The following is a 23,731-nucleotide window of genomic DNA, read 5'->3' on the forward strand; positions in this document are numbered from 1 at the left end:
ACTCGATGCTTGCTTACGGTAGTACCTGGGTCTGACAACGCGTCCGGCTTCCGCAAAACGAGGGGCGCACAAGGCGAGTTCCCGCGCGCCCTCTCCAACTCCCCGTCGGCGCCGCTCAGTCGAGCCGGTACAGATCGCGGTACGAGGGGAAGTCGCCGCCCGGTCCCGACACCGACCCGGCCGCCAGCACCGCCCGTACGATCGCCCTGGTCACGACGGTGGCACCGGCGGCCAGCACCTCGTTCAGCGCGAGCGGGCCGTGCGTGTCCGGCAGGGGGCGCTCGCCCGTCGCGAGGGTGAACACGGTGTCGCCGTCGTTGAGCAGGTGCACCGGCCGCACGGCGCGCGCGATCCCGTCGTGCGCCGTCCCCGCGAGCTTCTGCGCCTGCGCGCGGGTCAGTTCGGCGTCCGTACCGACCACGGCGAGCGTGGTGTTCAGCGGCGGCCAGTCGTTGCGCTCCAGGGCCTCGGCCAGCCGCCGCGCCGCCGCCGCGTGCACCTCCGGGTCCGGGTACGCCACCGGCCCGTCGCCGTACGCCCCGTACAGCGCCCCCGTCAGCGGATCGACCGCCGAACCCACCGCGTTGGCCACGACGAGGGCGCCGACGGTGATCCCGGACGCCAGCACCGTACTGGCCGTACCGACCCCGCCCTTCATCCCGCCGATCACCGCCCCCGTCCCGGCGCCGACGGCCCCGCACTCCACGGGGGCGCGCGGGCCCGCCGCGTCCGCCGCCTCCACCGCCGCGCGCCCGGTCGACGCGTCCGGCCGGGCCGTCCAGTCGCCGCCCCGGCCCAGGTCGAACACGCACGCCGCCGGGACGACCGGCACGACCTGCGACGGGTCGGGCCCCACCCGTACGCCCCGCCCGCGCTCCTCCAGCCAGGCCATCACGCCGGCCGCTGCCTCCAGCCCGTACGCGCTGCCGCCCGTCAGGACCACCGCCTCGATGCGCTGGACCAGGTTGCGCGGGTCGAGCGCGTCGGTCTCCCGGGTGCCGGGCCCGCCGCCGCGTACGTCCACGGCGGCGACCGCCCCGCCCTCCGGTGCCAGGACCACGGTGGTGCCGCTGAGCGCGTTGTCGCCCGGTACGCGCGCGTGGCCGACCCGTAGCCCTGCCACGTCCGTCAGTGCGTCATTCATCCCCCTTGCGTACCACGCTCCATACGGGCGGTGAGCGTGACCCCGACCGCGACGGCCGCCGCCGCGACGAGCCCGGCCGCGAGGACGCCCCAGCGCCCCGCGAACGTACAGAGCAGGATGCCGAGCGCGGCACACGGCAGCACCGACTGCTGCGCGATGCCGACCTTGAAGTACCGGGAGTGCAGCGCCCACACCAGCAGCAGGAACAGCGCCGACGGCAGGGTCACCGCGGCCGCCGCGGCCGTCGCCGACACGTGCGCCTCGCCGACCGCCTGCTCGACCGCGACCTCGATGCCCGCGCCGATCGCCGCCGCCGACGCGAAGACCAGGTAGTGGCCGTACCCCCACAGGAACGCCTGCCGGTTGGACAGCAGCCGCCGGTGGACCGGGACGACGAAGTAGATCCACCAGGCGGCGAAGATCAGCAGCAGCCCGCCGGCGGCGACCGGCAGCAGGTCGTCCAGCGCGTCGTTCTCCTCGACCCCCGTCTTCACGGCGACGGTCGCCGCCGCGATGGTCTCGCCCAGCACGATGATGGTGAACAGCCCGTACCGCTCGGCGATGTGGTGCGCGTGCCAGCTGGAGGCGAAGTCCTTCTCCGCGAGCGGCGGTACGGCCATCTCGGCGACCACCATCACCAGGAACACCCACGGGCGGGCCGCCTCGGGCACGACCAACAACACCGTCCAGCCCACCTGGCACACCGTCACCCCGGCCGCGTACCGCAGCGCCATGGTCCGTTCCGCACCGGCCGCGGCCCGCGCGGCGCGCACCCACTGCGAGGCGAGCGCGAGCCGCATCACCAGGTACCCGAGCCACACCAGGAAGAAGTCGTGCTCCTGGAAGGCCCGGGACACCCCGGCGGCCAGAACCAGCACCCCCGCGATCTGGACGAGCGTCACGACGCGGTACAGGGCGTTGTCGTTGTCGTACGCCGAGGCGAACCAGGAGAAGTTCATCCAGGCCCACCAGATGGCGAAGAACACCGTCCCGTACCGCGCGATGCCGTCCCCGGCATGGCCCTCCGCGACGGCGTGCACGAGCTGGACACCCGCCTGGGCGACCGCCACGACGAAGCACAGGTCGAAGAAGAGCTCCAGGGGCGTGGCGGCGCGGTGCGCCTCGTCGCGACTGCGCGAGACCAGGGGCCGCAGGGGCGTACGGGGAGGGGAGGTCATCCTCCCAGGACAGCAGAGGCCCTGGCTCCGGACGCCATCCGTGGGAAGCCGTCACCCCCGAAGTCCCCACAACGGGCGAACCGCCCCGCATCCCCCTACGGTGGCCGCGTGACCGAGCCCCCCGACCCCCCGCCCCCGGCGGACCCGGCCCCCGACGCGCCGCGCGAGCCGGCGCCCGCCCCCGAGCCGCCGCCCGACGGTGAACCGGGCCCCTCCGAGCCGCCCGCCCCGACGGGTGAGCCGGGCCCGGCCACACCGCCCGCCCCAACGGGCGACCCCGCCCCCAACGCCCCGCCCGCTCCCACCCACCGCCACGGGGCCACCGAGCCCGCGCGACCGACCGCGCCCGGGCCGGAGCCCCACGCGGGTGGCGCCGGCCGCAGCGGAGGGGCATCGCCGCGAACCGAGCCGGGCCCGCCGTCTGCCGACCCGGCACCCGCCCCCACCGCCCCACCACGCCCAGGCCACCGCGCCACCCCTGGGCCGGCGTCCGGGCTCACCCCCGTGCCACCGGCCGACCCCTCCGTATCCGCGCCCGCCCCCACCCCCGGGCCGGCGGCCGGGTCGTCGGGGTCGGCAAGCGCAACCGCCCCCGGGCCGGCGCCCGAGCCCACCGGGCCGGCGGCCGGCCGGCGGGCGGCGTTCGTCGGGGCGGGCGTCGCCGCGGTGCTCGTCGTGGCGATCGTGCTCGGCAGCCGCATGCTCCGGGACTTCGACTCCGCCCTCCTCCCGTACGCCGTCGCCACCGTGTTCCTCGCCTTCGGCGTCGCCCACCGCTACACCATGTGGATCTCCGCCCCCGGCGCCCGCCGCCTCTTCCAGCAGGGGTGGCGCACGTTCCTCTCCCCGGCGAACTTCCGCAAAGCCCCCACGGCGGTGCCCCGCATGGCCGCCACCTACCTCGGCTTCCAGAAGTTCCTCGGCGCCCGCTCGCACGCCCGGTGGGCGGCGCACCAGCTGATCTTCTGGGGCTGCGTGCTGGCCGCGCTGATCACCTTCCCCCTCACCTGGGGCTGGTTCACCTTCACCTCCGCCACCGGCTCGGGCCCCGGCTACGAGATGCGGCTGTGGGGCATCAAAATCCTTGGCTTCGACTCACTGGACCTCGTCGGCTGGCTGATGTTCCACGGCCTGGACATCGCCGCCGTCCTCGTCATCCCCGGCGCCTCCTACTTCCTGTGGCGCCGGATGAAGGACCGCGGCGCCGTCACCGGGCAGCGCTTCGCCTACGACCTCGTCCCCCTGATCGCGCTGATCGTGATCTCCGTGACGGGGCTCCTCCTCACCTTCTCGTCGCTCTTCCTGCACGGCGGCGGCTACGAGTTCCTCGCCGTCCTCCACATGGTCTCCGTGGTCCTCACCCTCATCTACATCCCGTTCGGGAAGTTCTTCCACATCGTCCAGCGGCCCGCCGCCGTCGGCATGCAGTTGTTCAAGTACACGGCCCGCAAGGACGAACAGCGCTTCGCCTGCCGCCGCTGCGGCGAACCGATCGACACCACCCCCTACGTCGAGAACCTCCGCGGCACCATGCGCGACCTGAAGCTCGACTTCGACACCTGGGCCGAGTACTGCCCCCGCTGCAAACGCGTGCTGCGCGGCAGTGCCTATCTCACCCACGTCAAGGAGGGCTTCAAGTGAGCGTCCCGCTGGACCCCTCCCTCGCCCCGCCCGGCAGCCGGAACTTCCGTGACGCCGGTGGTCTGCCCGCCGACCGCTGGCACGCCGACCAGACCGGCGAGACACTCGTCCCCACCCACTGCTGCTTCTGCGGCGTGCAGTGCGGGATGTATCTGCGGGTCGACCGCCGCGGCAAGGTCTTCGGCGTCGAGCCCCGCAACCACGACATCAACCGCATGCGGCTGTGCCCCAAGGGCATCAACGCCTACCAGCAGGTCAACCACCCCGACCGGCTCACCACCCCCCTCGTGCGGCGCTCCCGCGACGAACCGTTGCGCACCGCCACCTGGGACGAGGCGCTGGACTTCACCGCGTCCGAGATCCACCGCATCCAGTCGGCGTACGGCAACGACGCCTTCGGCCTCCTCGGCGGGGCCAGCCTGTTCACCGAGAAGACGTATCTGGTCGGCAAGTTCGCCCGCGTGGCGCTGCGCACCCGGCACGTCGACTACAACGGCCGGCTGTGCATGGTGTCCGCCGCCGGGGCCAACAAGCTCGCCTTCGGCATCGACCGGGCCGGCAACCCGTTCTCCGACATCCTCCTCACGGACTGCCTCCTGATCGCCGGTTCCAACGTCGGCGAGTGCTTCCCCGTGATGACCCAGTACGTGTGGGGCGCCAGGGACCGGGGCGCCACCCTCATCGTCGTCGACCCGCGCGAGACGGCCATCGCCCGCACCGCCGACATCCACGTCGCCCTCAAACCCGGCACCGACTCGGCGTTCTTCAACGCCGTCCTGCACGTGGTCGTCGCCGAAGGCCTCACCGACGCGGCCTACCTCGACGCCCACACCACCGGCTGGGAGGACGTCAAGCAGACCGTCAAGGACTACCCGCCCTCCCGCGCCGCCGCCGTCTGCGGCATCCCGGAGGAACAGGTCGTCCAGGTGGCGCGGATGTTCGCCGGCGCGGACAAGGCCATGGCCTGGCACGCCCGCGGCATCGAACACCACTCCCAGGGCGTCGAGAACTGCCTGACCGTCATCAACCTGTGCGCCGCCACCGGCAACATCGGCAGGCCCGGCGCCGGATACGGCACCCTCACCGGGCAGGGCAACGGCCAGGGCGGCCGCGAGCACGGCCAGAAGTCGGACCTCCTGCCCGGCGGCCGCTCGATCACCGACCCCGAGCACCGCCGTCAGATCTGCGAGATCTGGGGCATCCCCGAGCCGGAACTGCCGCCCGCCGGCACCTCGATGATGGAAATGGTCTGGCAGATGCAGCGCCGCGAGATCCGCGGCCTCATCGGCGTGTGCAACAACCCCTTCGTCTCCCTCCCCAATTACGGCACGGTCAAGAACGGCTACGACACCCTCGACTTCCACGCCCAACTCGACTTCTTCCTCTCCGAGACCGCGGCCAACGCCCATGTGGTCCTCCCCGTCACCGTGTGGGCGGAGGACGAGGGCGTGATGGCCAACGCCGAGGCCCGCGTCGTCAAGCACAACAAGGCCCAGGACCCGCCCCCGGGCGTACGGACCGACACCTGGGTGCTGTGCGAGCTCGCCGCCCGCCTGGGCGCCGGGGACAAGTTCCCCTTCACCGGCTCCCGTGACGTGTTCGAGGAGCTGCGCACCGCATCCGCCGGCACGGTCAACGACTACTCCGGCATCACCTACGAACGCCTGGAGGAGACCGGTGGCATCGTCTGGCCGTGCCCCTCCACCGACCACCCGGGCACCCCCCGCCTCTTCGAGGACGGCAGGACCTACCACCCCGACGGCAAGATCCACCTCCAGGTCGTCGAATGGCACCCGCCCATCGACCCCTACAGCGACGAATTCCCCCTCTCGCTCACCACCGGCCGCACCGTCGCCCACTTCCTCTCCGGCAACCAGACCCGCCGCCTGGGCGGCCTCGTCGAACAGACCCCCCGCCCCTGGGCCGAGGTCCACCCCTCGCACGGCTTCCGCAACGGCGACCCCGTCCGCGTCGTCACCCGCCGCGGCAGCGAGACGTTCCCCGCCCTGGTCACCGAGGCGATCCGCCCCGACACCGTCTTCATCCCGTACCACTGGCCCGCGCCCACCGCGGCGAACGTCTTCACCATCGACGCCCTCGACCCCCGCTCCAAGATCCCCGAGTACAAGGTGTGCGCGGCCCGCATCGAGGCCGGCGACCTCATCGGCCCGGTCCCCGCCCCGCCCACCGCCCCGGGCCGGCAGGCGTACCCGGAGACCCAGGTCTCCCGCACCGACCCCCTGCCACCGACGGCCCCGCAGGGCCGGGGCACCGCGGAGAGGAGCTGACACCCCCATGATGGGCAGAACGATCTTCATCGATCCGGGCCGCTGCATCGGCTGCCAGGCCTGTGTCTCCGCCTGCCGCGAGTGCGACTCCCACCGCGGCAAGTCGATGATCCATCTCGACTACCCCGACGAGGGGCGCTCCGTCGCCTCCCTTCCCACGGTCTGCATGCACTGCGAGGACCCCGTCGCCCCGTGCGCCGAGGTGTGCCCGGCCGACGCCATCCTGGTCACCGCCGACGGTGTGGTGCAGCAGGCGGACACCACCCGCTGCATCGGCTGCGCCAACTGCGTCAACGCCTGCCCCTTCGGCGTCCCGAAGATCGACCTCCAGGCGAAGCTCCAGATGAAGTGCAACCTCTGCTACGACCGCACCTCCTACGGACTCGCCCCCATGTGCGCCACCGTCTGCCCCACCGGAGCGCTGTTCTACGGCACCGTCGAGGAACTCCGGGCCGAACGCCCCGGAGTCCAGGTCGCCGACTCGTTCACCTTCGGCACGGCGACCGTCACCACCGGCGTCGCCATGGTCGTACCCGCCGACAAGGTCCAGTGGCCGGTCCCCGGCGGACTGCCTCTCGTCGAGGTGAACGGGGTGGACGTCCGATGAGCGTCACCGCACAGCAGCCCCCACCGCCCGAGCCCGGCACCGACACCTCCCAAGAGGCGCTGCGCGACCGGATCGCCGCCGACTCGCTGACCACCCGCCGCGACTACCTGCGGATCGTCGCCACCGTCTCCGGCGGACTGGCCGTCGGCGGCATCGCCGTCGCCTCCGGCGTCCTGCACCGGCACGGCGACAGCGAGACCGCCCCCGACGCCAAGAAGATCGCCGACCGGCTGGAACCCGGCGAGTCCCTCGCCTTCCGCTACCCGACGGACGACGACCGCGCGGTCGCCGCCCGCCTCGGCGACGGCACCCTGGTCGGCTACTCCGCCGTCTGCACCCACCTCGCCTGCGCGGTGCTGTGGCGGGCGGACCGGGGCAGCGAGGGCGAGCTGTACTGCCCGTGCCACGAGGGCGTCTTCGACGCCCGCACCGGTGAGGTCACCGCCGGCCCCCCGCCCCGCGCGCTGCCCAAGGTGCTGCTCGTGGAGGACACCGACGGCACGGTCTGGGCGGTCGGCACCACCCGGTCCGGGGAGAGCGTCAAGGACGGACTGTGCCGGCAGGTCGGCGACGACCGCCCGGACCTCGCCGCCCGGATCGGCTGCCCCGGTGCCGGCCCCGACCCCGACTCCGACTCCGACTCCGACTCCGACTCCGACTCCGACTCCGGACAGGACTCCCACCAGGACGGGACGCAGCGCACATGACCGCCGCACCCCCGCCCCCCGGCCCTCAGCGTCCCGGCGCGCGCCTCAACCGGCCGGTCCGGGAGCGGTATCCGCAGATCCGCCCCACCAGCGGCTATGGCGACTCGCGGATCCGCCACACCGGTCCCGGCCCCGGCGCCGGCGCCGAGCAGGAACCGGAGCGGTCCTCGAAACTGTCGGCCCGTCTGGCACTGGCCCTCACCGTCGTCGTCGGCCAGCTCTGGGGTCTGACGGTGGTGGTCAACGAGTGGATGCGGGGTGACACGGCGACGGCGTGGTGGGGCGCGGCCTTCCTCGTCCTGTCGTTCCTCGTCGTCCTCGTGCTGTGGCTGATCGACCCGGACGACCGCTGACATCCGGCGTACGCTGGGAGTATGAGGACCGCCCCCGCCCCCGGACCGCGCGATTCGAAGACCGAGTCAGCGCCGAAGGAGGAGAAGAACCCGCAGAATCCGAGGAACACGCAGAGTGCGGACAGTACGCACAGCACGCACAGCGCGGACGGTCCGGACAGTCCGGCCCATCCGGCGAGTCCCAAGAAGAGGACACCGGCGCTGATCTTCGACGATCCGCTGGACCAGCAGTCCGCGGACGATACGGACCGTGGGTGGGGCGAGCGGCCTCCGGCCGGCGACAGCGCCGCCGACCTCGCGCGTTTCCTCGACGAGAAGCCGCCGCACCACCTCTGAGCCGGCGGCGCTAGGGCGCGCCGCGGCCCGCTGAACCGCGCTGGGCGACAAGCGTGTCGCGGATCTCCTTGAGTACCTCCAGCTCGGTGACCTCCAGGGTCTCCTCCACGCCCTTCCTCTCCTTCTCCAGAGCCGCCCGGCGGGCCAGGTACTTGGCCATGGGCAGCACCATCAGGAAGTAGACGACGGCGGCGGTGATCAGGAAGCTCAGTGTGGCGCTGAGTACCGAGCCCCACAGGATCGCGACGCCCTGGACGACCTCCCCGTTGGCGTTCACCTGGCACGGGGCCTTCAGGCAGGACTGGTAGCTCTCCAGGTTCTTGGTGCCGAAAGCGCCGACGACCGGGCTGATCACTCCCCGGACGATCGCGTTCACGATGTTGGTGAACGCGGCGCCGATCACCACCGCCACCGCCAGGTCGATCACGTTCCCGCGCAGGAGGAACGCTTTGAAGCCTTCCAGCAAGCTCTGATTCTTCTCCTGGCTCACCACGGTGCCTTTCGTCGCATGTGCAGTTGGCCGAGCCATTACGCCCTGCACAGTGCATAACCGTCCAATCCGTACACGCGGACAGGTGACGGGTCAGGCAGTCAGTGCGACTGAGGAGGCGGAGAGGGAGGGAGAGGGGGTGAGGGAGGGCGGCCGGGTGGTTCAGCACAGCGTCACCGCCAGCCGGGACGTCGTCGCCGCGCCGGCCAGCACGGCGGCGGTCGGGCGCGGGACGGACAACACGACCAGCGCGCCACCGTCCGCCGACGCCTCGCTCGCCTGCGGCACCCTTTCCACGTGGGCGCCTCTGGCCACCAGGCGGGCGTCGCCCTCACCGTCCGCCGCCGACGACTCCGGTGCCGCGATCACGTCGACGCGGTCCCCGGGCCTCAGCAGCCGGACGGTCTCGCCGTCAGCGATCCGTACCGGAGCGGACACCATCTCCGGCTTCCGGTCGCCGTGCGGTGCCGCGGCGGCCTGCGGCTTGTGCGTCTCGGCGGGCCCGCGAGAGCCCGGAGCGGAGGCGGCCAGCGCGGCGGCCGTCATGGCGAGCCCCGCCGCCATCGCGCGCCGCCTTCGCCGCACGGCCCGCCGCAGTCGATGCCGCCCGCCGCGCACCCGCAGCGGCGCGAACTGCGGCACCCCGCACGTCTCGGGCACCGGCGCCGCCGCACCGTGCGCCGGAACGTGCGTCGAAGCACCGTGCGTGGAAGCACCGTGCGCCGAAGCGGCGCGCGTCGAAGCGGCGCGCGTGGCGGGAAGAAGAGCGGAAGTGACAGAAAAGGGCGAGGGGTACGACGTCATGGCAACTACCGCCTGCCGTGAGGGATCGGGAGCGAGCATCGACTCCGCCGGCTTTCCGCCGACGCCCTCACCATCCCGCGTCCCCGCCGATCCCGCTCAGGCCTGTGGACAACTCCGGCGGTGGGGAAAACTCCGTCACCCGTCGGTGTGACCAGCCGCCAGGGTCACGGCAGCTCGATCCCCAGGTCCCAGCCGTCATGCGCATGCGTGCACAGGCAGGAGCGGCTCTCCGTCTCGGGCAGCCCGGCGACCGCGTCGAAGAGCACCTCCCGCAGCCGGCCCACGTTCTCACCGAACACCCGCAGCACCTCGGTGTGCGAGACGCCGTCACCGGTCTCGGCGCCCGCGTCCAGATCCGTCACCAGCGCCATCGACGTGTAGCAGAGCCCCAGCTCACGGGCGAGGTAGGCCTCCGGGTGCCCGGTCATGCCGACCACCGACCAGCCCATCGCGGCATGCCACTTCGACTCCGCGCGGGTGGAGAAGCGCGGGCCCTCGATGACGACCATGGTCCCGCCGTCCACCGCCTCCCAGCCACGGCCGTGCGCGGCCGCGAGGGCCACCTTGCGGCCGTCGGGGCAGTATGGGTCGGCGAACGAGGTGTGCACGACGTTCGGCACGGTTCCGTCCGGCAGCGGCTCCCCGTCGAAGAACGTCTGCGTACGGGTCTTCGTCCGGTCCACCAGCTGGTCCGGCACCAGCAGCGTGCCCGGCCCGAACTCGGGGCGCAGCCCGCCCACCGCGCACGGCCCGAGGACCTGCCGTACGCCGACCGACCGGAGCGCCCACAGGTTGGCCCGGTAGTTGATGCGGTGCGGCGGCAGGTGGTGGCCCCGTCCGTGCCGGGGCAGGAAGGCGACCCGGCGCCCGGCCAGCTCACCGAAGAACAGCGAGTCGCTCGGGCTGCCGTACGGGGTGGTCACCGGGACCTCGGTGACGTCCTCCAGGAACGAGTAGAACCCGGAACCCCCGATGACGCCGATGTCCGCGCGCATGTCCGTGCCGCTTCCCGCGCCGTTACCCGCCTTCGCTGCGTTCGCCATGCGGCTCACCCTAACGGGGTCCGGATACGCCGAGGACCCCGCCGTGGAAATCGGCAGGGTCCCGGGAAAGCCGGAGTCGGATCAGGCGGCGGAGCTGGAGCTTTTGGCCGCGCTCGACGTCGCGGGCTTCGAGTCCGAGGACGAGGAGTTCGACGACGAGGAGTCCGAGGACGAGCTCGACGGCGAGCCGGAGGCAGAGCCCGACGGCTTCGAGGCCGGCGAGCTGCTCGACGACGCACCGCGGCTGTCGTTGCGGTAGAAGCCGGAGCCCTTGAAGACAATGCCGACGGCCGAGAACACCTTCTTCAGGCGTCCCTTGCAGGCCGGGCACTCGGTCAGGGCGTCATCGGTGAACTTCTGCACCGCCTCGAGGCCCTCGCCGCACTCGGTGCACTGGTACTGGTAGGTCGGCACTTGTCTTCCTCCTGGCACTCTCACTCAATGAGTGCTAACGACAGTCCATACTGACGTATTCCGCGGGATCAGTCCACCGTCACCGGCACGCGGTGACCGACGCCACGTGCGACGGTCCGGGTCGCCGCACGGGGCGCGAGCCGCGAACGGAGCGCCACCAGGGTGGCCAGGGCCAGTGCCGTACCGGCCAGCGGGACCAGGAAACCGGCGCTCGCGCCGTACCCGTCCGCGAGTCGGCCGGCCACCGTCACGGCGGCCGCCTGGCCCAGCCCCACGGCGCCGGTGAGCCAGGTGAAGGCCTCGGTTCGGGCGGACGCCGGCACCAGCGACTCGACGAGCGTGTAGCCGGTGATCAGGGCCGGCGCGATGCACAGGCCGACGATCAGGCCGAGCGCGCCCAGCATCACCACGGAGTGCGCGGACCACAGCAGCGAGGCGGTGACGGTCAGACCCGCGTACCCGAGCATCAGCCGGCGCCGGGGGCCGGTCTTCCAGGCGATGGCGCCGACCGCGATGCCGGCCAGCATGTTGCCCGCGGCGAAGAGCCCGTACAGCAGGCCGTTCATGCCCGGCTGCCCGATCTCCTCGGTGAACGCGGTCAGCGAGACCTGCATGCCACCGAAGACGGAGCCGATGCCCAGGAAGGCCACTGCCAGGACCCGTACGCCTGGCACCGACAGGGCGGAGACCCGCTCCACGCGCGCGTGGGCGGCGGACAGGCCGTGGGCGGGCTGGGTGCGGCGCTGGGCGGCGAAGAGCAGGCCGCCGGCCAGCGTCAGCGTCGCCTCGGCGATCAGACCAGCGGCCGGGTGGACGCCGGTGCACAGCGCGGTGGCGAGGACGGGGCCCACCACGAACGTGAACTCGTCCGTGACGGACTCGAAGGCCGCCGCCGTCGACATCAGCGGTGAGCCCTCCAGCTTGGCGGCCCAGCGGGACCGCACCATGGGCCCGATCTGCGGCACGGAGGCGCCGGTCGGCACCGCCGCGGCGAACAGGATCCACAGGGGGGCGTCCGCCAGCGCCAGGGCCGTCAGGGCCGACACCGACACGGTGTGGACGAGTACGCCGGGGATCAGGACGGCGCGCTGTCCGAAGCGGTCGGCGAGCTTGCCGCTCTGCGGCGCGAACAGGGCCATGGAGACCCCGGTGAACGCGGCGACGGCGCCGGCGCTGCCGTACGAACCGGTGGTGTGCTGCACCAGCAGCACGATGCCGATGGTCAGCATCGCGAAGGGCTGCCGCGCCGCGAATCCGGGCAGCAGGAACGTCCAGGCGCCGGGGGTGCGCAGAAGCTGCCCGTATCCAGGACGCTTGACAGCGTCAGAAGAAGTGACCGTGGCTGTGTTTACAGCGGAGGGCACGGCCGTTGCCTTTCTGCCGCCTGGTAGCGCTCCCCTGGGTGTCGGGAGCCGCCGAGAGCTGTCCTCTTGCGCGGAACTGCGGTAGATGCCGGGCTCCACTGCGGGGGAGCGTCACGGCCGCCATACGGTCGCGCCAGCTCTGCGTCAGGCAGAGTTGGTCGATCAGTGTGCCTTCATGGTACAGGGAAGAATGGTGTGGTGCCTGTGAAATTGCCGATACGAGGCAGGGGTCACCTCCGATTAGCCGGACGTTTCCCTTCGTGGTCCCTCCGGCACGGCTCCTCAGCCCTACCGTCCCCTCCCGTCCCCTCCCGTCCCCAGCCAGTCGGCCAGCTTGCCGCCCTGGCCCACCGCCCGCAGCCGCCGCTCCGTCGCGTCCCTGACCGGGTCCGTCGCCACCACCAGCAGCTCGTCGCCGCGCCGCAGGACGGTCGTCGGCGACGGTACGAAGCTCTGGCCGTCCCGTACGACGAGCGTGACGGCCGCACCGGGGGGCAGCCGCAGCTCGGCGACCTCCACGCCGTGCATCCTGGACTTCTCCGGGATGGCCACCGACAGCAGGTGCCCCCGCAGCCGCTCCAGGGGTGCGGATTCGACGCCCAGGTCGGCGGCCTCGGCCGAGTCGCCCAGCCGCAGGGCCTTGGCCAGCCAGGGCAGGGTCGGGCCCTGCACCAGCGTGTAGACGACCACCAGCACGAACACGATGTTGAAGATCTTCTCGCTGTCCTCGATCCCCGACACCATGGGGATGGTCGCGAGGATGATGGGCACCGCGCCGCGCAGCCCGGCCCATGACATCAGGGCCTGCTCCTGCCAGGGGATGCGGAAGGGCAGCAGGCTCAGGAAGACGGACAGCGGCCGCGCCACCACCGTCAGCACCAGCCCGACCAGCACCGCCGGCCAGAAGTCGTCGATCAGCTCGTGCGGGGTCACCAGCAGCCCGAGCAGGACGAACATGCCGATCTGGGCGATCCAGCCCAGACCCTCCGCGAAACCGCGGTTGGCGGGCGCGTGCGGCAGCTTGGCGTTGCCCAGGACCACCGAGGCCAGGTAGACCGCGAGGAAGCCGCTGCCGTGCGCCATGGCGCCGGCCGCGTACGCCACCACCGCGATCGCCATCACGGCGATCGGGTAGAGGCCGGAGGCGGGCAGGGCCACGTGCCGCAGCCCGAAGGAGCCGAGGAAGCCCACCGCCAGTCCGATGGCCGCGCCGATGGCCAGCTCCAGGGCGATGGTGCCGAGCAGCATGTACCAGCTGTCGACCGGACCGGCCGTCGAGAAGGCCACCACCAGGATCACGACAGGGGCGTCGTTGAAGCCGGACTCGGCCTCCAGGGTGCCCGTCACACGCGACGGGAGGGGCACCTTGCGCAGGACGGAGAAGACGGCGGCGGCGTCCGTCGAGGAGACGACCGCGCCGATGATCAGCGCCTGCCGCCAGTCCAGGCCCACCCAGTAGTGCGCCGCCGTGGCTGTGACGCCCACGCTCACCGCGACGCCGGCGGTCGACAGGACGGCCGCCGTGGGCAACGCGGGTTTGATCTCCTTCCACTTGGTTCCCAGGCCACCCTCGGCCAGGATCACCACAAGCGCGGCATAGCCGATCACCTGGGTCAATTCGGCATTGTCGAAGTGGACACCGCCGATCCCGTCCTGCCCGATGGCGACCCCGATCCCGAGGTACAGGAGCAGGCTGGGGAGCCCGCTGCGGGAGGAGATCCGCACCGCCGCGACGGCGACGAGCAGCACGAGCGAGCAGATGAACAGGAGTTCGTTGAGCTGGTGGACAGTCAGTGGCCGACCCTTTCCTCATATGCACGCCGGATTCGTTCCCGCCGCGGTACTTCGTTACCTTACCTAATCATTAACGCTTCCTTGACGCCGGTCCGGGGTGGGCGATGCTCTCGCGGAGTCCCCGGAAGGGGCCCCTTACTGACACCGCGTCCGGGCCGGGTGGGCGCTGCGCCTATGGTTGCTCCAGCACTCCAGGACCAGCCTGCGCCTCGAAGGACAGCGATGCCCGCCAACACCACCGCCGCTTCCACCAAGAAGAAGGGGCGACGTGCCCGTCTGCTCGTGATCGCCCTGGTGCTGGCGCTGGTCGCGGGCGTCGGCTACGGCGCCTACTGGAGCGTCAGCGCCGTGCGCGCCCCCTTCCCGCAAACCACCGGCACCCTCAAGCTCGACGGGCTCTCCGCGCCCGTGGACGTCAAACGGGACGATTACGGCGTACCGCAGATCTACGCCTCCACCGACGAGGACCTGTTCCGCGCCCAGGGCTATGTCCAGGCGCAGGACCGGTTCTGGGAGATGGACGTCCGCCGCCACATGACGGCCGGGCGGCTGTCCGAGATGTTCGGCAAGGAGCAGGTCGAGACGGACGCGTTCCTGCGCACCCTCGGCTGGCACCGGGTGGCGCAGGAGGAGTACGACAAGCTCCTGTCGCCGGACACCAAGAAGAACCTCCAGGCGTACGCGGACGGCGTCAACGCCTACCTGAAGGGCAAGGAGGGCCGCGACGTCTCGGTCGAGTACGCCGCCCTCGCCTTCAGCAACGACTACGCGATCGAGCCGTGGACGCCGGTCGACTCCGTGGCCTGGCTCAAGGCGATGGCCTGGGACCTGCGCGGCAACATGCAGGAGGAGATCGACCGTTCGCTGATGACCAGCAGGCTCAGCGAGAAGCAGATCAAGGACCTCTACCCCGCGTACCCCTACGACCTGCACCGCCCGATCGTCGACAAGGGCGGCGTCGACGAGGTCACCGGGAAGTTCGACCCCTCCGCCAAGGGCGGCACCCAGGACACGGGCTCGGGCAGCGGCCAGGACCTGGGTACGGGCACGGGCCAGGGCTCCGGCCAGGGCGCAGGCACCGGCACCGGCGGTTGGAGCACCGCCCAGGGCGCCACCCAGGGCCTCCAGTCGCAGCTCTCCGCGCTGTCCGCGTCCCTGGAGAAGATCCCCGCCCTGCTCGGCCCCAACGGCAACGGCATCGGCTCCAACTCATGGGTCGTCTCCGGCAAGTACACGACCACCGGCAAGCCGCTGCTGGCCAACGACCCGCACCTGGCGCCCCAGCTCCCCTCACTCTGGTACCAGATGGGCCTGCACTGCCGGTCCGTCTCGGACAAGTGCCGTTACGACGTGGCCGGCTACACCTTCTCCGGCATGCCCGGTGTGGTCATCGGCCACAACCAGGACATCGCCTGGGGCTTCACCAACCTGGGCGCGGACGTCAGCGACCTGTACCTGGAGAAGATCACCGACCGCGGTTACGAGTACGACCGCAAGGAACGGCCCTTCGTGACCCGCGAGGAGGTCATCAAGATCGCCGGTGAGAAGAGCAGGACCATCACCGTCCGGTCGACGAACAACGGCCCCCTGGTCTCCGACCGCAGCAACGAGCTGGAGAAGGTCGGCGAGGAGGCCCCCGTCGACGCCCTCGCCCCGGACCGGGGTGACGGCTACGCGGTGGCCCTGCGCTGGACCGCCCTGGACCCGGGCAGGTCCATGGACGCCGTCTTCAAGCTGAACCGCGCCACCGACTTCAAGCAGTTCCGCGAGGCCGCCCGCGACTTCGAGGTGCCTTCCCAGAACCTGATCTACGCCGACGCCAAGGGTGCCGAGGGCAACATCGGCTACCAGGCCCCCGGCAAGATCCCGGTCCGTCAGAAGGGCCACGACGGCACCATGCCGGCGCCCGGCTGGGACTCCAAGTACACCTGGAAGAAGAAGTTCGTCCCCTTCGACGAGCTGCCCTACGAGGAGAACCCGGAACGCGGCTACATCGTGACGGCCAACCAGGCCGTGATCGATGCGGACAAGTATCCGTATCTGCTCACCGAGGACTGGGGCTACGGTGCGCGCAGCCAGCGCATCAACGACCTCATCGAGTCCAAGACCAAGGACGGGGCCAAGGTCTCGACCGAGGACATGCGCACCATGCAGATGGACAACAGCAGCGAGATCGCCAAGCTGCTGACGCCCTACCTGCTGAAGATCGACATCTCGGACCCGCACGTCCGTGAGGCCCAGAAGCTCCTCGAGGGCTGGGACTACACCCAGGACGCGGACTCCGGAGCGGCCGCCTACTTCAACGGCGTCTGGCGCAACGTCCTCAGGCTCGCCTTCGGCAACAAGCTGCCCAAGGAGCTGCGGGTGAAGGGCGAGTGCCTCAATGTCCGCCCGGCCGACTCCACCGGACCCGTCGACGAGCAGGACAGGCTGGTGCGGGAGTGCGGGCAGCGCGACGCCGAAACGGCCCAGCCGGACGGCGGCGACCGCTGGTACGAGGTGGTCCGCCGGCTCCTGAAGGACGAGAAGAACGAGTGGTGGAAGTCCCCCCTCAGCCGGACGCACCAGGGCACCGACACCCGTGACGAGCTGCTGAAGCGCGCCATGGTGGACGCCCGCTGGGAGCTGACCTCCAAGCTCGGCAAGGACGTCAACAGCTGGAGCTGGGGCCGGCTGCACCAGCTGACCCTGAAGAACCAGACCCTCGGTACCGAGGGCCCGGGTTTCATCCAGTTCCTGCTCAACCGGGGCCCGTGGAACCTGTCCGGTGGCGAGGCGGCGGTCAACGCCACCGGCTGGAACGCGGCCGGCGGGTACGGGGTCGTGTGGGTGCCGTCCATGCGGATGGTCGTGAACGTCGGTGACTGGGACAAGTCCCGCTGGATCAACCTGACCGGCGCCTCCGGACACGCCTACAACGCCCACTACACCGACCAGACCGACAAGTGGGCCAAGGGCGAGCTGCTCGACTGGGCCTACGGCAAGCAGGCGGTCGACGCCAGGACGGTCGACACGCTCGTCCTCACGCCGTAGGGCGCGCGACCGCGCTCACGCCGCAGGGAGCGCGACGCGACGGCCCTCAGGCCCGGAAGCGGAGGGTGACCTCCGGGGTCACCACCGCGTGCACGGGGTGGTCGTGCGGTTCCTCCGGGACCCGCTCGACCACCTCGTTCGCGTACAGGAGCACCACCAGGGCCGGATCGTGCCCGGCCCGTACGATGCGGGCCAGGACCCGGTCGTACGAGCCGCCTCCCCGCCCCAGCCGCATGCCCCGCACGTCCACCGCCAGGCCGGGCAGGAGGACCGTGTCGGCCTCCAGGACGGCGTCCACGCCCAGCCGGGGCCCGGCGGGCTCCAGGAGGCCGCGCCGGGCCCGTACGAGCCGCTCGGCGCCCTCGTAGGCCGCCCAGTCCAGGTCGTTGTCCTCCAGCAGGACCGGCAGCAGGACGCGGACGCCCCGCTCGCGCAGCACGTCGAGCAGGGCGCGCGTGCCGGGTTCGCTCCCTATCGAGACGTATGCGGCAACCGTCCACGCTCGCCGCAGCTCGGGCAGGTTCAGGGCCGCGTCCGCGAGAACCGCGGCCGCCTCCTGGACGTCATTACTGGTCAGGAGGGTGCGGGCGGCGAGGAGTTGGCGCCGCAGAGCGGTCTTTTCGGGCATGTCGCCGGTCACGGTGGCTTCACAAACCTCTCGTACATGGCGATATGGGCAGGAAGTTAACCGGAAGCTAATCTTCCGCCCATACCGACCGGATATGGTGCTCCGCATGACTCAGTCGCACCCCAGGATCAGCAAGGCTGTCATCCCCGCCGCCGGCCTCGGCACCAGGTTCCTGCCGGCCACGAAAGCCACTCCCAAAGAGATGCTGCCTGTGGTCGACAAGCCCGCCATCCAGTACGTGGTCGAGGAGGCCGTGAGCGCCGGCCTCTCCGACGTACTGATGATCACCGGCCGCAACAAGCGGCCCCTCGAGGACCACTTCGACCGCAACTACGAGCTCGAAGAGGCCCTCATCAAGAAGGGCGACCAGGAGCGCCTCGCCAAGGTCCAGGAGTCCAGCGACCTGGCCACCATGCACTACGTCCGCCAGGGCGACCCGCGCGGGCTCGGCCACGCCGTCCTGTGCGCCGCGCCGCACGTCGGCAACGAGCCCTTCGCCGTCCTCCTCGGCGACGACCTCATCGACCCCCGCGACCCCCTGCTGTCCCGCATGGTCGAGGTCCAGGAGCGCCAGGGCGGCAGCGTCATCGCGCTGATGGAGGTCGACCCGTCCCAGATCCACCTCTACGGCTGCGCGGCCGTCGAGCCGACCGGCGAGGCCGACGTCGTCAAGGTGACCAACCTGGTCGAGAAGCCCGACCCGGCCGAGGCGCCCAGCAACTACGCCATCATCGGCCGCTACGTCCTGGACCCCGGCGTCTTCGGGATACTGCGCCGGACCGAGCCCGGCCGCGGCGGCGAGATCCAGCTCACCGACGCCCTCCAGAAGCTCGTCGCCGACGAGTCGGTGGGCGGTCCGGTGCACGGCGTCGTCTTCAAGGGCCGCCGCTATGACACCGGCGACCGCGGCGACTACCTGCGGGCCATTGTCAGACTCGCGTGCGAACGTGAGGATCTGGGACCGGACTTCCGGAACTGGCTGCGCGGTTACGTCACCGAGGAGATGCAAGGACTGTGAGTACGACCTGGTCGGTGGACGAGCACCTGGAGGACATCCTCCAGGCGGTCCACCCGCTCGACCCGATCGAGCTGCCGCTGCCCGACGCCCAGGGCTGCGTCCTGGTCGAGGACGTCATGGTGCCCGTCGCCCTGCCGCCCTTCGACAACAGTTCCATGGACGGGTACGCGGTACGGGTCGCCGATGTCACCGGCGCCACCGGGGAATTCCCGGCGGTGCTCACGGTGATCGGCGACGTGGCGGCGGGCAGCGCCGGGCTGCCCACCGTCGGCCCCGGCCAGGCCGCCCGCATCATGACGGGCGCCCCGCTGCCACCCGGCGCCGAAGCGGTCGTCCCCGTCGAGTGGACCGACGGCGGCACCGGCGGCGCGCCCGCCACCGGCATGCGGGCAGCGAGCGCCGCCCCCGAGGGCGCCACCGGCGAGGTCCGCGTGTACCGCCCGGCCGAGGCCCGCGCCCATGTACGCGCGCGTGGCAGCGACGTCCAGGCCGGCGACCTGGCCCTGGAGGCCGGCACCGTCCTCGGCCCGCCGCAGATCGGCCTGCTCGCCGCCATCGGACGCGGCACCGTCCGGGTGCGTCCCCGCCCGCGGGTGGTCGTGATCTCCACCGGCAGTGAACTGGTCCAGCCCGGCGAGGAGCTCGGCCAGGGCCAGATCTACGACTCCAACAGCTTCGCCCTGGCCGCCGCCGCGCGCGACGCCGGCGCCATCGCCTACCGGGTCGGCGCCGTCACCGACGACGCCACGACGCTGCGGGCCGCGATCGAGGACCAGCTGATCCGCGCCGACCTCCTGGTCACCACCGGCGGGGTCAGCGTCGGCGCGTACGACGTCGTGAAGGAGGCCCTCTCCTCGGTGGGCGACGAGGACGAGCCGGGCAGCGGCATCGACTTCCGCAAGCTCGCCATGCAGCCGGGCAAGCCGCAGGGCTTCGGATCCATCGGCCCCGAACACACCCCGCTGCTGGCCCTGCCCGGGAACCCGGTCTCGTCGTACGTCTCCTTCGAGCTGTTCGTCCGGCCCGCGATCCGCGCCCTGATGGGCCTCAAGGACGTGAGGGACATCCAGCGGCCACGCGTGCGTGCCGCCCTCGCCGCCGACAAGCCGCTGTCCTCGCCCGCCGGCAAGCGCCAGTTCCTGCGCGGCACGTACGACGCCGAGGCGGGCACGGTCACGCCTGTGGGCGGCGCCGGATCGCACCTGATCGCCGCCCTCGCGCACGCGGACGCCCTGCTCGTGGTCCCCGAGGACACCACCACGGTGGAGCCGGGCAGTGCGCTGGACGTGGTCCTCATCGGCTGATAGTCCGGGCGTGGCGGTACCGTGTCTGCCGCTGTGCCTTCCCGGGGGACCACCCCCGGCCCCCGTCGGCGGGACAATGGCCGTGCGGGGCAATCGGCGCCGGAACACGCGAGGCGGAGTTCAGCAGTGAGTACGCAAGGCAGCCTGACGCACATCGACGAGTCGGGGGCGGCCCGTATGGTCGACGTCTCCGGGAAGGACGTCACCGCCCGCACCGCCCGCGCCACCGGACGGGTCCTCGTCTCGCCCCGGGTGATCGAGCTGCTGCGCGGCGAGGGCGTGCCCAAGGGAGACGCCCTCGCCACGGCCCGTATCGCGGGCATCATGGGCGCCAAGCGCACCCCCGACCTCATCCCGCTCTGCCACCCGCTGGCCGTCTCCGGCGTGAAGCTGGACCTGTCGGTCGCGGACGACGCGGTCGAGATCGCGGCGACGGTGAAGACCACGGACCGTACCGGCGTCGAGATGGAGGCCCTCACGGCCGTGACGGTGGCCGCGCTGACCGTCGTCGACATGGTCAAGGCCGTCGACAAGGCGGCCGTCATCACCGACGTACGGGTGGAGGAGAAGACGGGCGGCAAGTCGGGCCACTACCGGCGCGCCGAGGCGGAAGGGGCACAGGCGTGACGCCCCGGGCCGGCCACGTCCACGGCGCGCACCCCCACGAGCCGGGCCGGACCCCCGCCGGAACGCCCGCGCCCCCCGTCGGGCCCGACACCAGGCCCGACACCGACACCAGGCCCGACACCGACACCGGCACCGCTCCCGCAGCCTCCCGCCCCCCGTACCGCGCGCTCGTCGTCACCGCGTCCAACCGGGCCTCCGCCGGGGTGTACGAGGACAAGGGCGGCCCCATCCTCGCCGAAGGACTCACCAGGCTGGGCTTCGCCGTGGACGGGCCCCAGGTCGTGCCCGACGGCGACCCCGTCGAGGCCGCGCTGCGCGCCGGGGTGGAGGCCGCGTACGACGTGATCCTCACGACCGGCGGCACGGGCGTCTCGCCCACCGACCGCACCCCCGACGTCACCCGCCGCGTCCTCGACCACGAGGTCCCCGGCATCCCGGAGGCCATCCGCGCGTACGGCCGCGAGAAGGTCCCGACCGCCGCGCTCTCCCGGGGCCTGGCCGGGGTCGCCGGGCGCACCCTGATCGTCAACCTGCCCGGCTCCACCGGCGGCGTCCGCGACGGCCTCGCCGTCCTGGAACGGCTGCTGGTCCACGCGGTCGACCAGCTGCGCGGCGGCGACCACCCCAGACCGTCATGAACCCGGCCTGGCCGGTGACGCTGGCGGACGGCGGCGTCGTCCTGCGGCCGATAAAGCTGCGCGACCAGCGGGCCTGGCGCGAGGTCAACCGGCGCAACCGCGACTGGCTGCGCCCCTGGGAGGCGACCATCCCGCCGCCCGCGCCCGGCGTCCCGTTCGCCCAGCGCCCCACGTACCGCCAGATGGTCCGCCATCTGCGCACGGAGGCGAACGCGGGGCGGATGCTGCCCTTCGTCGTCGAGTACGAGGGGCGGCTGGTGGGCCAGCTGACCGTCGCGGGCATCACCTGGGGCTCGATGTGCTCGGGCCATGTCGGCTACTGGGTGGACCGCGAGGTCGCCGGCCGGGGCGTCATGCCCACGTCCGTGGCGCTCGCCGTCGACCACTGCTTCCGTACGGTCGGGCTGCACCGGATCGAGGTCTGCATCCGGCCGGAGAACACCCCGAGCCGCCGGGTCGTGGAGAAACTGGGTTTCCGCGAGGAAGGGCTGCGTCCGCGCTACCTCCACATCGACGGCGCCTGGCGCGACCACCTGGTGTTCGCGCTCACCGCGGAGGAGGTACCGGAGGGGCTGCTGCGCCGCTGGCACCGGATCAGTCGGGGAACCCCACGCTGAAATAAAAAATACGTTCGAATTTGGTCACCGACCCCTCACAACCGGTCCGATCAATCACAAAAAAATTCAGTGATATCAGCCAGATCGTGCGACACACCGGCCCAATTGGCCGATGGCCGGATGCGAACCCCTCTACGGTGTGAGGCGTGAGCAGCAGCGGCCTCATCTACGCAGTCATCGTCGGGGCCTGGGCCGCCTACCTGGTGCCGATGTGGCTCCGCAGGCAGGACGAGCTGAACGAAGCCCGTCCGACGGAACGCTTCAGCACCGCCATCCGGCTCCTGTCCGGACGGGCGGGCATGGAGCGCCGGTACGCCAAGGAGCTGCGCGAGCGCACCGCCGAACAGGCGGCGTCGCCCGACGTCGACCCGGACGCCGAGACCGAGCACCTCAGCTCGGTCGACGTCCGGGCCTTCGCCGCGCCCCCGGCTCGTACCGAGGCGCGCCTGGAGGTCCCGCAGGCCATGCCCGCGAGACCCCGCCCCGCGGGGCGGCCGCGCCCGGCAGGCCCGGCCGGTGCGGCCGCCGAGCGCGCCCGGCGCTCCAAAGTGCTGGCCAGGCGCCGGCGCACCACGGTGGTCCTCTTCCTGGCCTTCACGCTCGGCGCGATCGTCGCGGCGGTCGGCGGCCTGGCGTTCCTGTGGGCCCCGGGAGTCCCCGCCGTGCTGCTGAGCGCGTACATCGTCCACCTGCGGGCCCAGGAGCGCCGCCGCTTCGTGTACGTCATGGACCGGCGCCGCGCCGAGGCCGCCGCGCAGCGCCTGCGCGAGAGCCGCCCGCGCGGCCGTCCCGCCCCCGACCAGGACAACACGCCCGAGGCCCGCCACCCGCAGCCCGACCCGGAACCGGCCCCCGCGCTCACCCCGCAGGAGGCCGGGCGCCGCGCGCTGGTCGAGCAGACCGACCACGCCGAGTGGGTGGACCAGCAGCGCGCCCACGGCCCCACCCACGGCGACAGCTGGGACCCGGTCCCCGTGCCGCTGCCCACCTACGTCACCGCCCCGGTCGCCCCCCGCGCGACGGGCGGCGTCGACGTCACCGACCCGGAGACCTGGAGCGCGGCCCGCTCCTCCCCGGCGGAACCGACCCCGCCCCCGGCGACCCGCCAGAACCCCCACCCGAGCCCGTACCCGCCGCGCCGCTCCCACGACCACGGCAGGACACCGCTCTTCGACCAGTACGCGGACGAGGACCGCCCCCGCGCCGCCAACGAGTGAGGCCGATGAGCGAGGCCGATGAGCGAGGCCAACGAGCGACAGGCCCGGCGGCGGTGGCACGTGACACACCTCTCCGCGGCCCGCGCGGAACGGATTTCCAAGCACCCGGATCGGGATGCTAATGTTTCACACGTCGCAAGGGCCTGTGGCGCAGACTGGTAGCGCACCTCGTTCGCATCGAGGGGGTCAGGGGTTCAAATCCCCTCAGGTCCACGCACAGAGGACACTTCGCGGGTCACCCCGCGAACGGTTCACCGAGATCCCGTTCGGACGGTCACCGTCTGAGCGGGATCTCGTCGTTCGGGCCTCTCTTGTGTGAAAGCGCGGGGACCGCCTCAGGGGTATGCGGCACCACGCCGCGCCGCTGACGGCGCGGGCATCTTTCGGCCAGCATGGTCGAGGTCTGCCGACTCCGGTGGCCGATACCCCTTTACGTGCGGAAGCCTCGGCGCCCGCCGGGCGGACGTGCAGGCTCCGCTATTTCTC

The 23,731-nt window shown here is 71.9% G+C and carries 22 protein-coding genes and 1 tRNA gene; 14 read left to right on the top strand and 9 right to left on the bottom strand.

Annotation, left to right across the window (positions count from 1 at the left end; translation table 11 throughout):
- Positions 1-115: 115 nt before the first annotated feature.
- The gene (locus AMK26_RS27305; RefSeq protein WP_073757425.1) at positions 116-1,144 is read right to left on the bottom strand and encodes a P1 family peptidase; all 1,029 of its coding nucleotides are present in this window, start codon (positions 1,142-1,144) and stop codon (positions 116-118) included.
- Positions 1,141-2,322, bottom strand: coding sequence for a low temperature requirement protein A (locus AMK26_RS27310; protein WP_073757426.1), 1,182 nt, complete (start codon positions 2,320-2,322; stop codon positions 1,141-1,143). Before AMK26_RS27310 ends, AMK26_RS27305 begins: the two co-directional genes overlap by 4 nt.
- Before the next feature lie 666 nt (positions 2,323-2,988).
- Here AMK26_RS27310 and AMK26_RS27315 point away from each other — a divergent pair.
- From AMK26_RS27315 to AMK26_RS27340, 6 genes are read left to right on the top strand one after another with little or no spacing between them, the layout of a single operon-like run.
- Positions 2,989-3,963: an MFS transporter gene (locus AMK26_RS27315; RefSeq protein WP_443333196.1), complete on the top strand. Its 975-nt coding sequence runs from the start codon at positions 2,989-2,991 to the stop codon at positions 3,961-3,963.
- The gene (locus tag AMK26_RS27320) at positions 3,960-6,251 is read left to right on the top strand and encodes a molybdopterin oxidoreductase family protein (protein ID WP_073757428.1); all 2,292 of its coding nucleotides are present in this window, start codon (positions 3,960-3,962) and stop codon (positions 6,249-6,251) included. The genes AMK26_RS27315 and AMK26_RS27320 overlap by 4 nt, the downstream gene beginning before the upstream one ends.
- 7 nt (positions 6,252-6,258) lie before the next feature.
- Positions 6,259-6,858: a 4Fe-4S dicluster domain-containing protein gene (locus AMK26_RS27325; RefSeq protein WP_073757429.1), complete on the top strand. Its 600-nt coding sequence runs from the start codon at positions 6,259-6,261 to the stop codon at positions 6,856-6,858.
- A complete protein-coding gene (locus tag AMK26_RS27330) occupies positions 6,855-7,565 on the top strand; it encodes a Rieske (2Fe-2S) protein (protein WP_079277837.1) in 711 nt (236 codons plus the stop codon). Before AMK26_RS27325 ends, AMK26_RS27330 begins: the two co-directional genes overlap by 4 nt.
- Positions 7,562-7,918, top strand: a complete 357-nt coding sequence (locus tag AMK26_RS27335; RefSeq protein ID WP_073757430.1) for a hypothetical protein — start codon at positions 7,562-7,564, stop codon at positions 7,916-7,918. Before AMK26_RS27330 ends, AMK26_RS27335 begins: the two co-directional genes overlap by 4 nt.
- 21 nt (positions 7,919-7,939) lie before the next feature.
- Entirely contained in the window at positions 7,940-8,254 is a 315-nt protein-coding gene (locus tag AMK26_RS27340) for a hypothetical protein (protein ID WP_073757431.1), read from the top strand.
- Positions 8,255-8,264: 10 nt separating this feature from the next.
- Here AMK26_RS27340 and AMK26_RS27345 read toward each other — a convergent pair whose 3' ends face one another.
- The 6 genes from AMK26_RS27345 to AMK26_RS27375 all read right to left on the bottom strand — a co-directional run bounded on the left by AMK26_RS27345 (position 8,265) and on the right by AMK26_RS27375 (position 14,118).
- Positions 8,265-8,783: a large conductance mechanosensitive channel protein MscL gene (locus AMK26_RS27345; protein ID WP_198944171.1), complete on the bottom strand. Its 519-nt coding sequence runs from the start codon at positions 8,781-8,783 to the stop codon at positions 8,265-8,267.
- A gap of 123 nt (positions 8,784-8,906) precedes the next feature.
- On the bottom strand, positions 8,907-9,404 hold the full coding sequence (locus AMK26_RS27350; protein ID WP_338015600.1) for a hypothetical protein: 498 nt from the start codon (positions 9,402-9,404) through the stop codon (positions 8,907-8,909).
- A gap of 308 nt (positions 9,405-9,712) precedes the next feature.
- Positions 9,713-10,591, bottom strand: coding sequence for an S-methyl-5'-thioadenosine phosphorylase (locus AMK26_RS27355; RefSeq protein ID WP_079277838.1), 879 nt, complete (start codon positions 10,589-10,591; stop codon positions 9,713-9,715).
- 81 nt (positions 10,592-10,672) lie between these two features.
- Positions 10,673-11,005 (bottom strand): FmdB family zinc ribbon protein, encoded by a 333-nt coding sequence (locus AMK26_RS27360; RefSeq protein ID WP_073757433.1) that lies wholly within the window; start codon positions 11,003-11,005, stop codon positions 10,673-10,675.
- Between the two features lie 68 nt (positions 11,006-11,073).
- Positions 11,074-12,369 (bottom strand): MFS transporter, encoded by a 1,296-nt coding sequence (locus AMK26_RS27365; RefSeq protein WP_073757434.1) that lies wholly within the window; start codon positions 12,367-12,369, stop codon positions 11,074-11,076.
- 288 nt (positions 12,370-12,657) lie between these two features.
- A complete protein-coding gene (locus tag AMK26_RS27375; RefSeq protein WP_241838087.1) occupies positions 12,658-14,118 on the bottom strand; it encodes a potassium/proton antiporter in 1,461 nt (486 codons plus the stop codon).
- A 267-nt stretch (positions 14,119-14,385) separates the two neighbouring features.
- Between AMK26_RS27375 and AMK26_RS27380 the strand changes: the two genes are divergently transcribed.
- Positions 14,386-17,196, top strand: coding sequence for a penicillin acylase family protein (locus AMK26_RS27380; protein ID WP_073757436.1), 2,811 nt, complete (start codon positions 14,386-14,388; stop codon positions 17,194-17,196).
- A gap of 46 nt (positions 17,197-17,242) precedes the next feature.
- Here AMK26_RS27380 and AMK26_RS27385 read toward each other — a convergent pair whose 3' ends face one another.
- Positions 17,243-17,824: a 5-formyltetrahydrofolate cyclo-ligase gene (locus AMK26_RS27385; protein WP_073757842.1), complete on the bottom strand. Its 582-nt coding sequence runs from the start codon at positions 17,822-17,824 to the stop codon at positions 17,243-17,245.
- 106 nt (positions 17,825-17,930) lie between these two features.
- Here AMK26_RS27385 and galU point away from each other — a divergent pair, with 106 nt between their 5' ends.
- The 7 genes from galU to AMK26_RS27420 all read left to right on the top strand — a co-directional run bounded on the left by galU (position 17,931) and on the right by AMK26_RS27420 (position 23,458).
- On the top strand, positions 17,931-18,842 hold the full coding sequence (gene galU / locus AMK26_RS27390; protein WP_073757843.1) for a UTP--glucose-1-phosphate uridylyltransferase GalU: 912 nt from the start codon (positions 17,931-17,933) through the stop codon (positions 18,840-18,842).
- Positions 18,839-20,146: a molybdotransferase-like divisome protein Glp gene (glp, locus tag AMK26_RS27395; protein ID WP_079277839.1), complete on the top strand. Its 1,308-nt coding sequence runs from the start codon at positions 18,839-18,841 to the stop codon at positions 20,144-20,146. Before galU ends, glp begins: the two co-directional genes overlap by 4 nt.
- A 126-nt stretch (positions 20,147-20,272) precedes the next feature.
- Positions 20,273-20,773, top strand: coding sequence for a cyclic pyranopterin monophosphate synthase MoaC (gene moaC, locus AMK26_RS27400; protein ID WP_073757438.1), 501 nt, complete (start codon positions 20,273-20,275; stop codon positions 20,771-20,773).
- The gene (locus tag AMK26_RS27405) at positions 20,770-21,411 is read left to right on the top strand and encodes a MogA/MoaB family molybdenum cofactor biosynthesis protein (RefSeq protein WP_073757439.1); all 642 of its coding nucleotides are present in this window, start codon (positions 20,770-20,772) and stop codon (positions 21,409-21,411) included. Before moaC ends, AMK26_RS27405 begins: the two co-directional genes overlap by 4 nt.
- A gap of 14 nt (positions 21,412-21,425) precedes the next feature.
- Positions 21,426-22,028, top strand: a complete 603-nt coding sequence (locus tag AMK26_RS27410; RefSeq protein WP_073757440.1) for a GNAT family N-acetyltransferase — start codon at positions 21,426-21,428, stop codon at positions 22,026-22,028.
- A 146-nt stretch (positions 22,029-22,174) separates the two neighbouring features.
- Positions 22,175-23,245: a divisome protein SepX/GlpR gene (sepX, locus tag AMK26_RS27415; RefSeq protein ID WP_073757441.1), complete on the top strand. Its 1,071-nt coding sequence runs from the start codon at positions 22,175-22,177 to the stop codon at positions 23,243-23,245.
- A 139-nt stretch (positions 23,246-23,384) separates the two neighbouring features.
- Positions 23,385-23,458: transfer RNA gene (locus AMK26_RS27420), tRNA-Ala, on the top strand.
- Positions 23,459-23,731 lie beyond the last annotated feature (273 nt).

Origin of the sequence: Streptomyces sp. CB03234 (assembly GCF_001905885.1) — a bacterium.
In the GTDB taxonomy this organism is placed as follows: Bacteria; Actinomycetota; Actinomycetes; order Streptomycetales; family Streptomycetaceae; genus Streptomyces.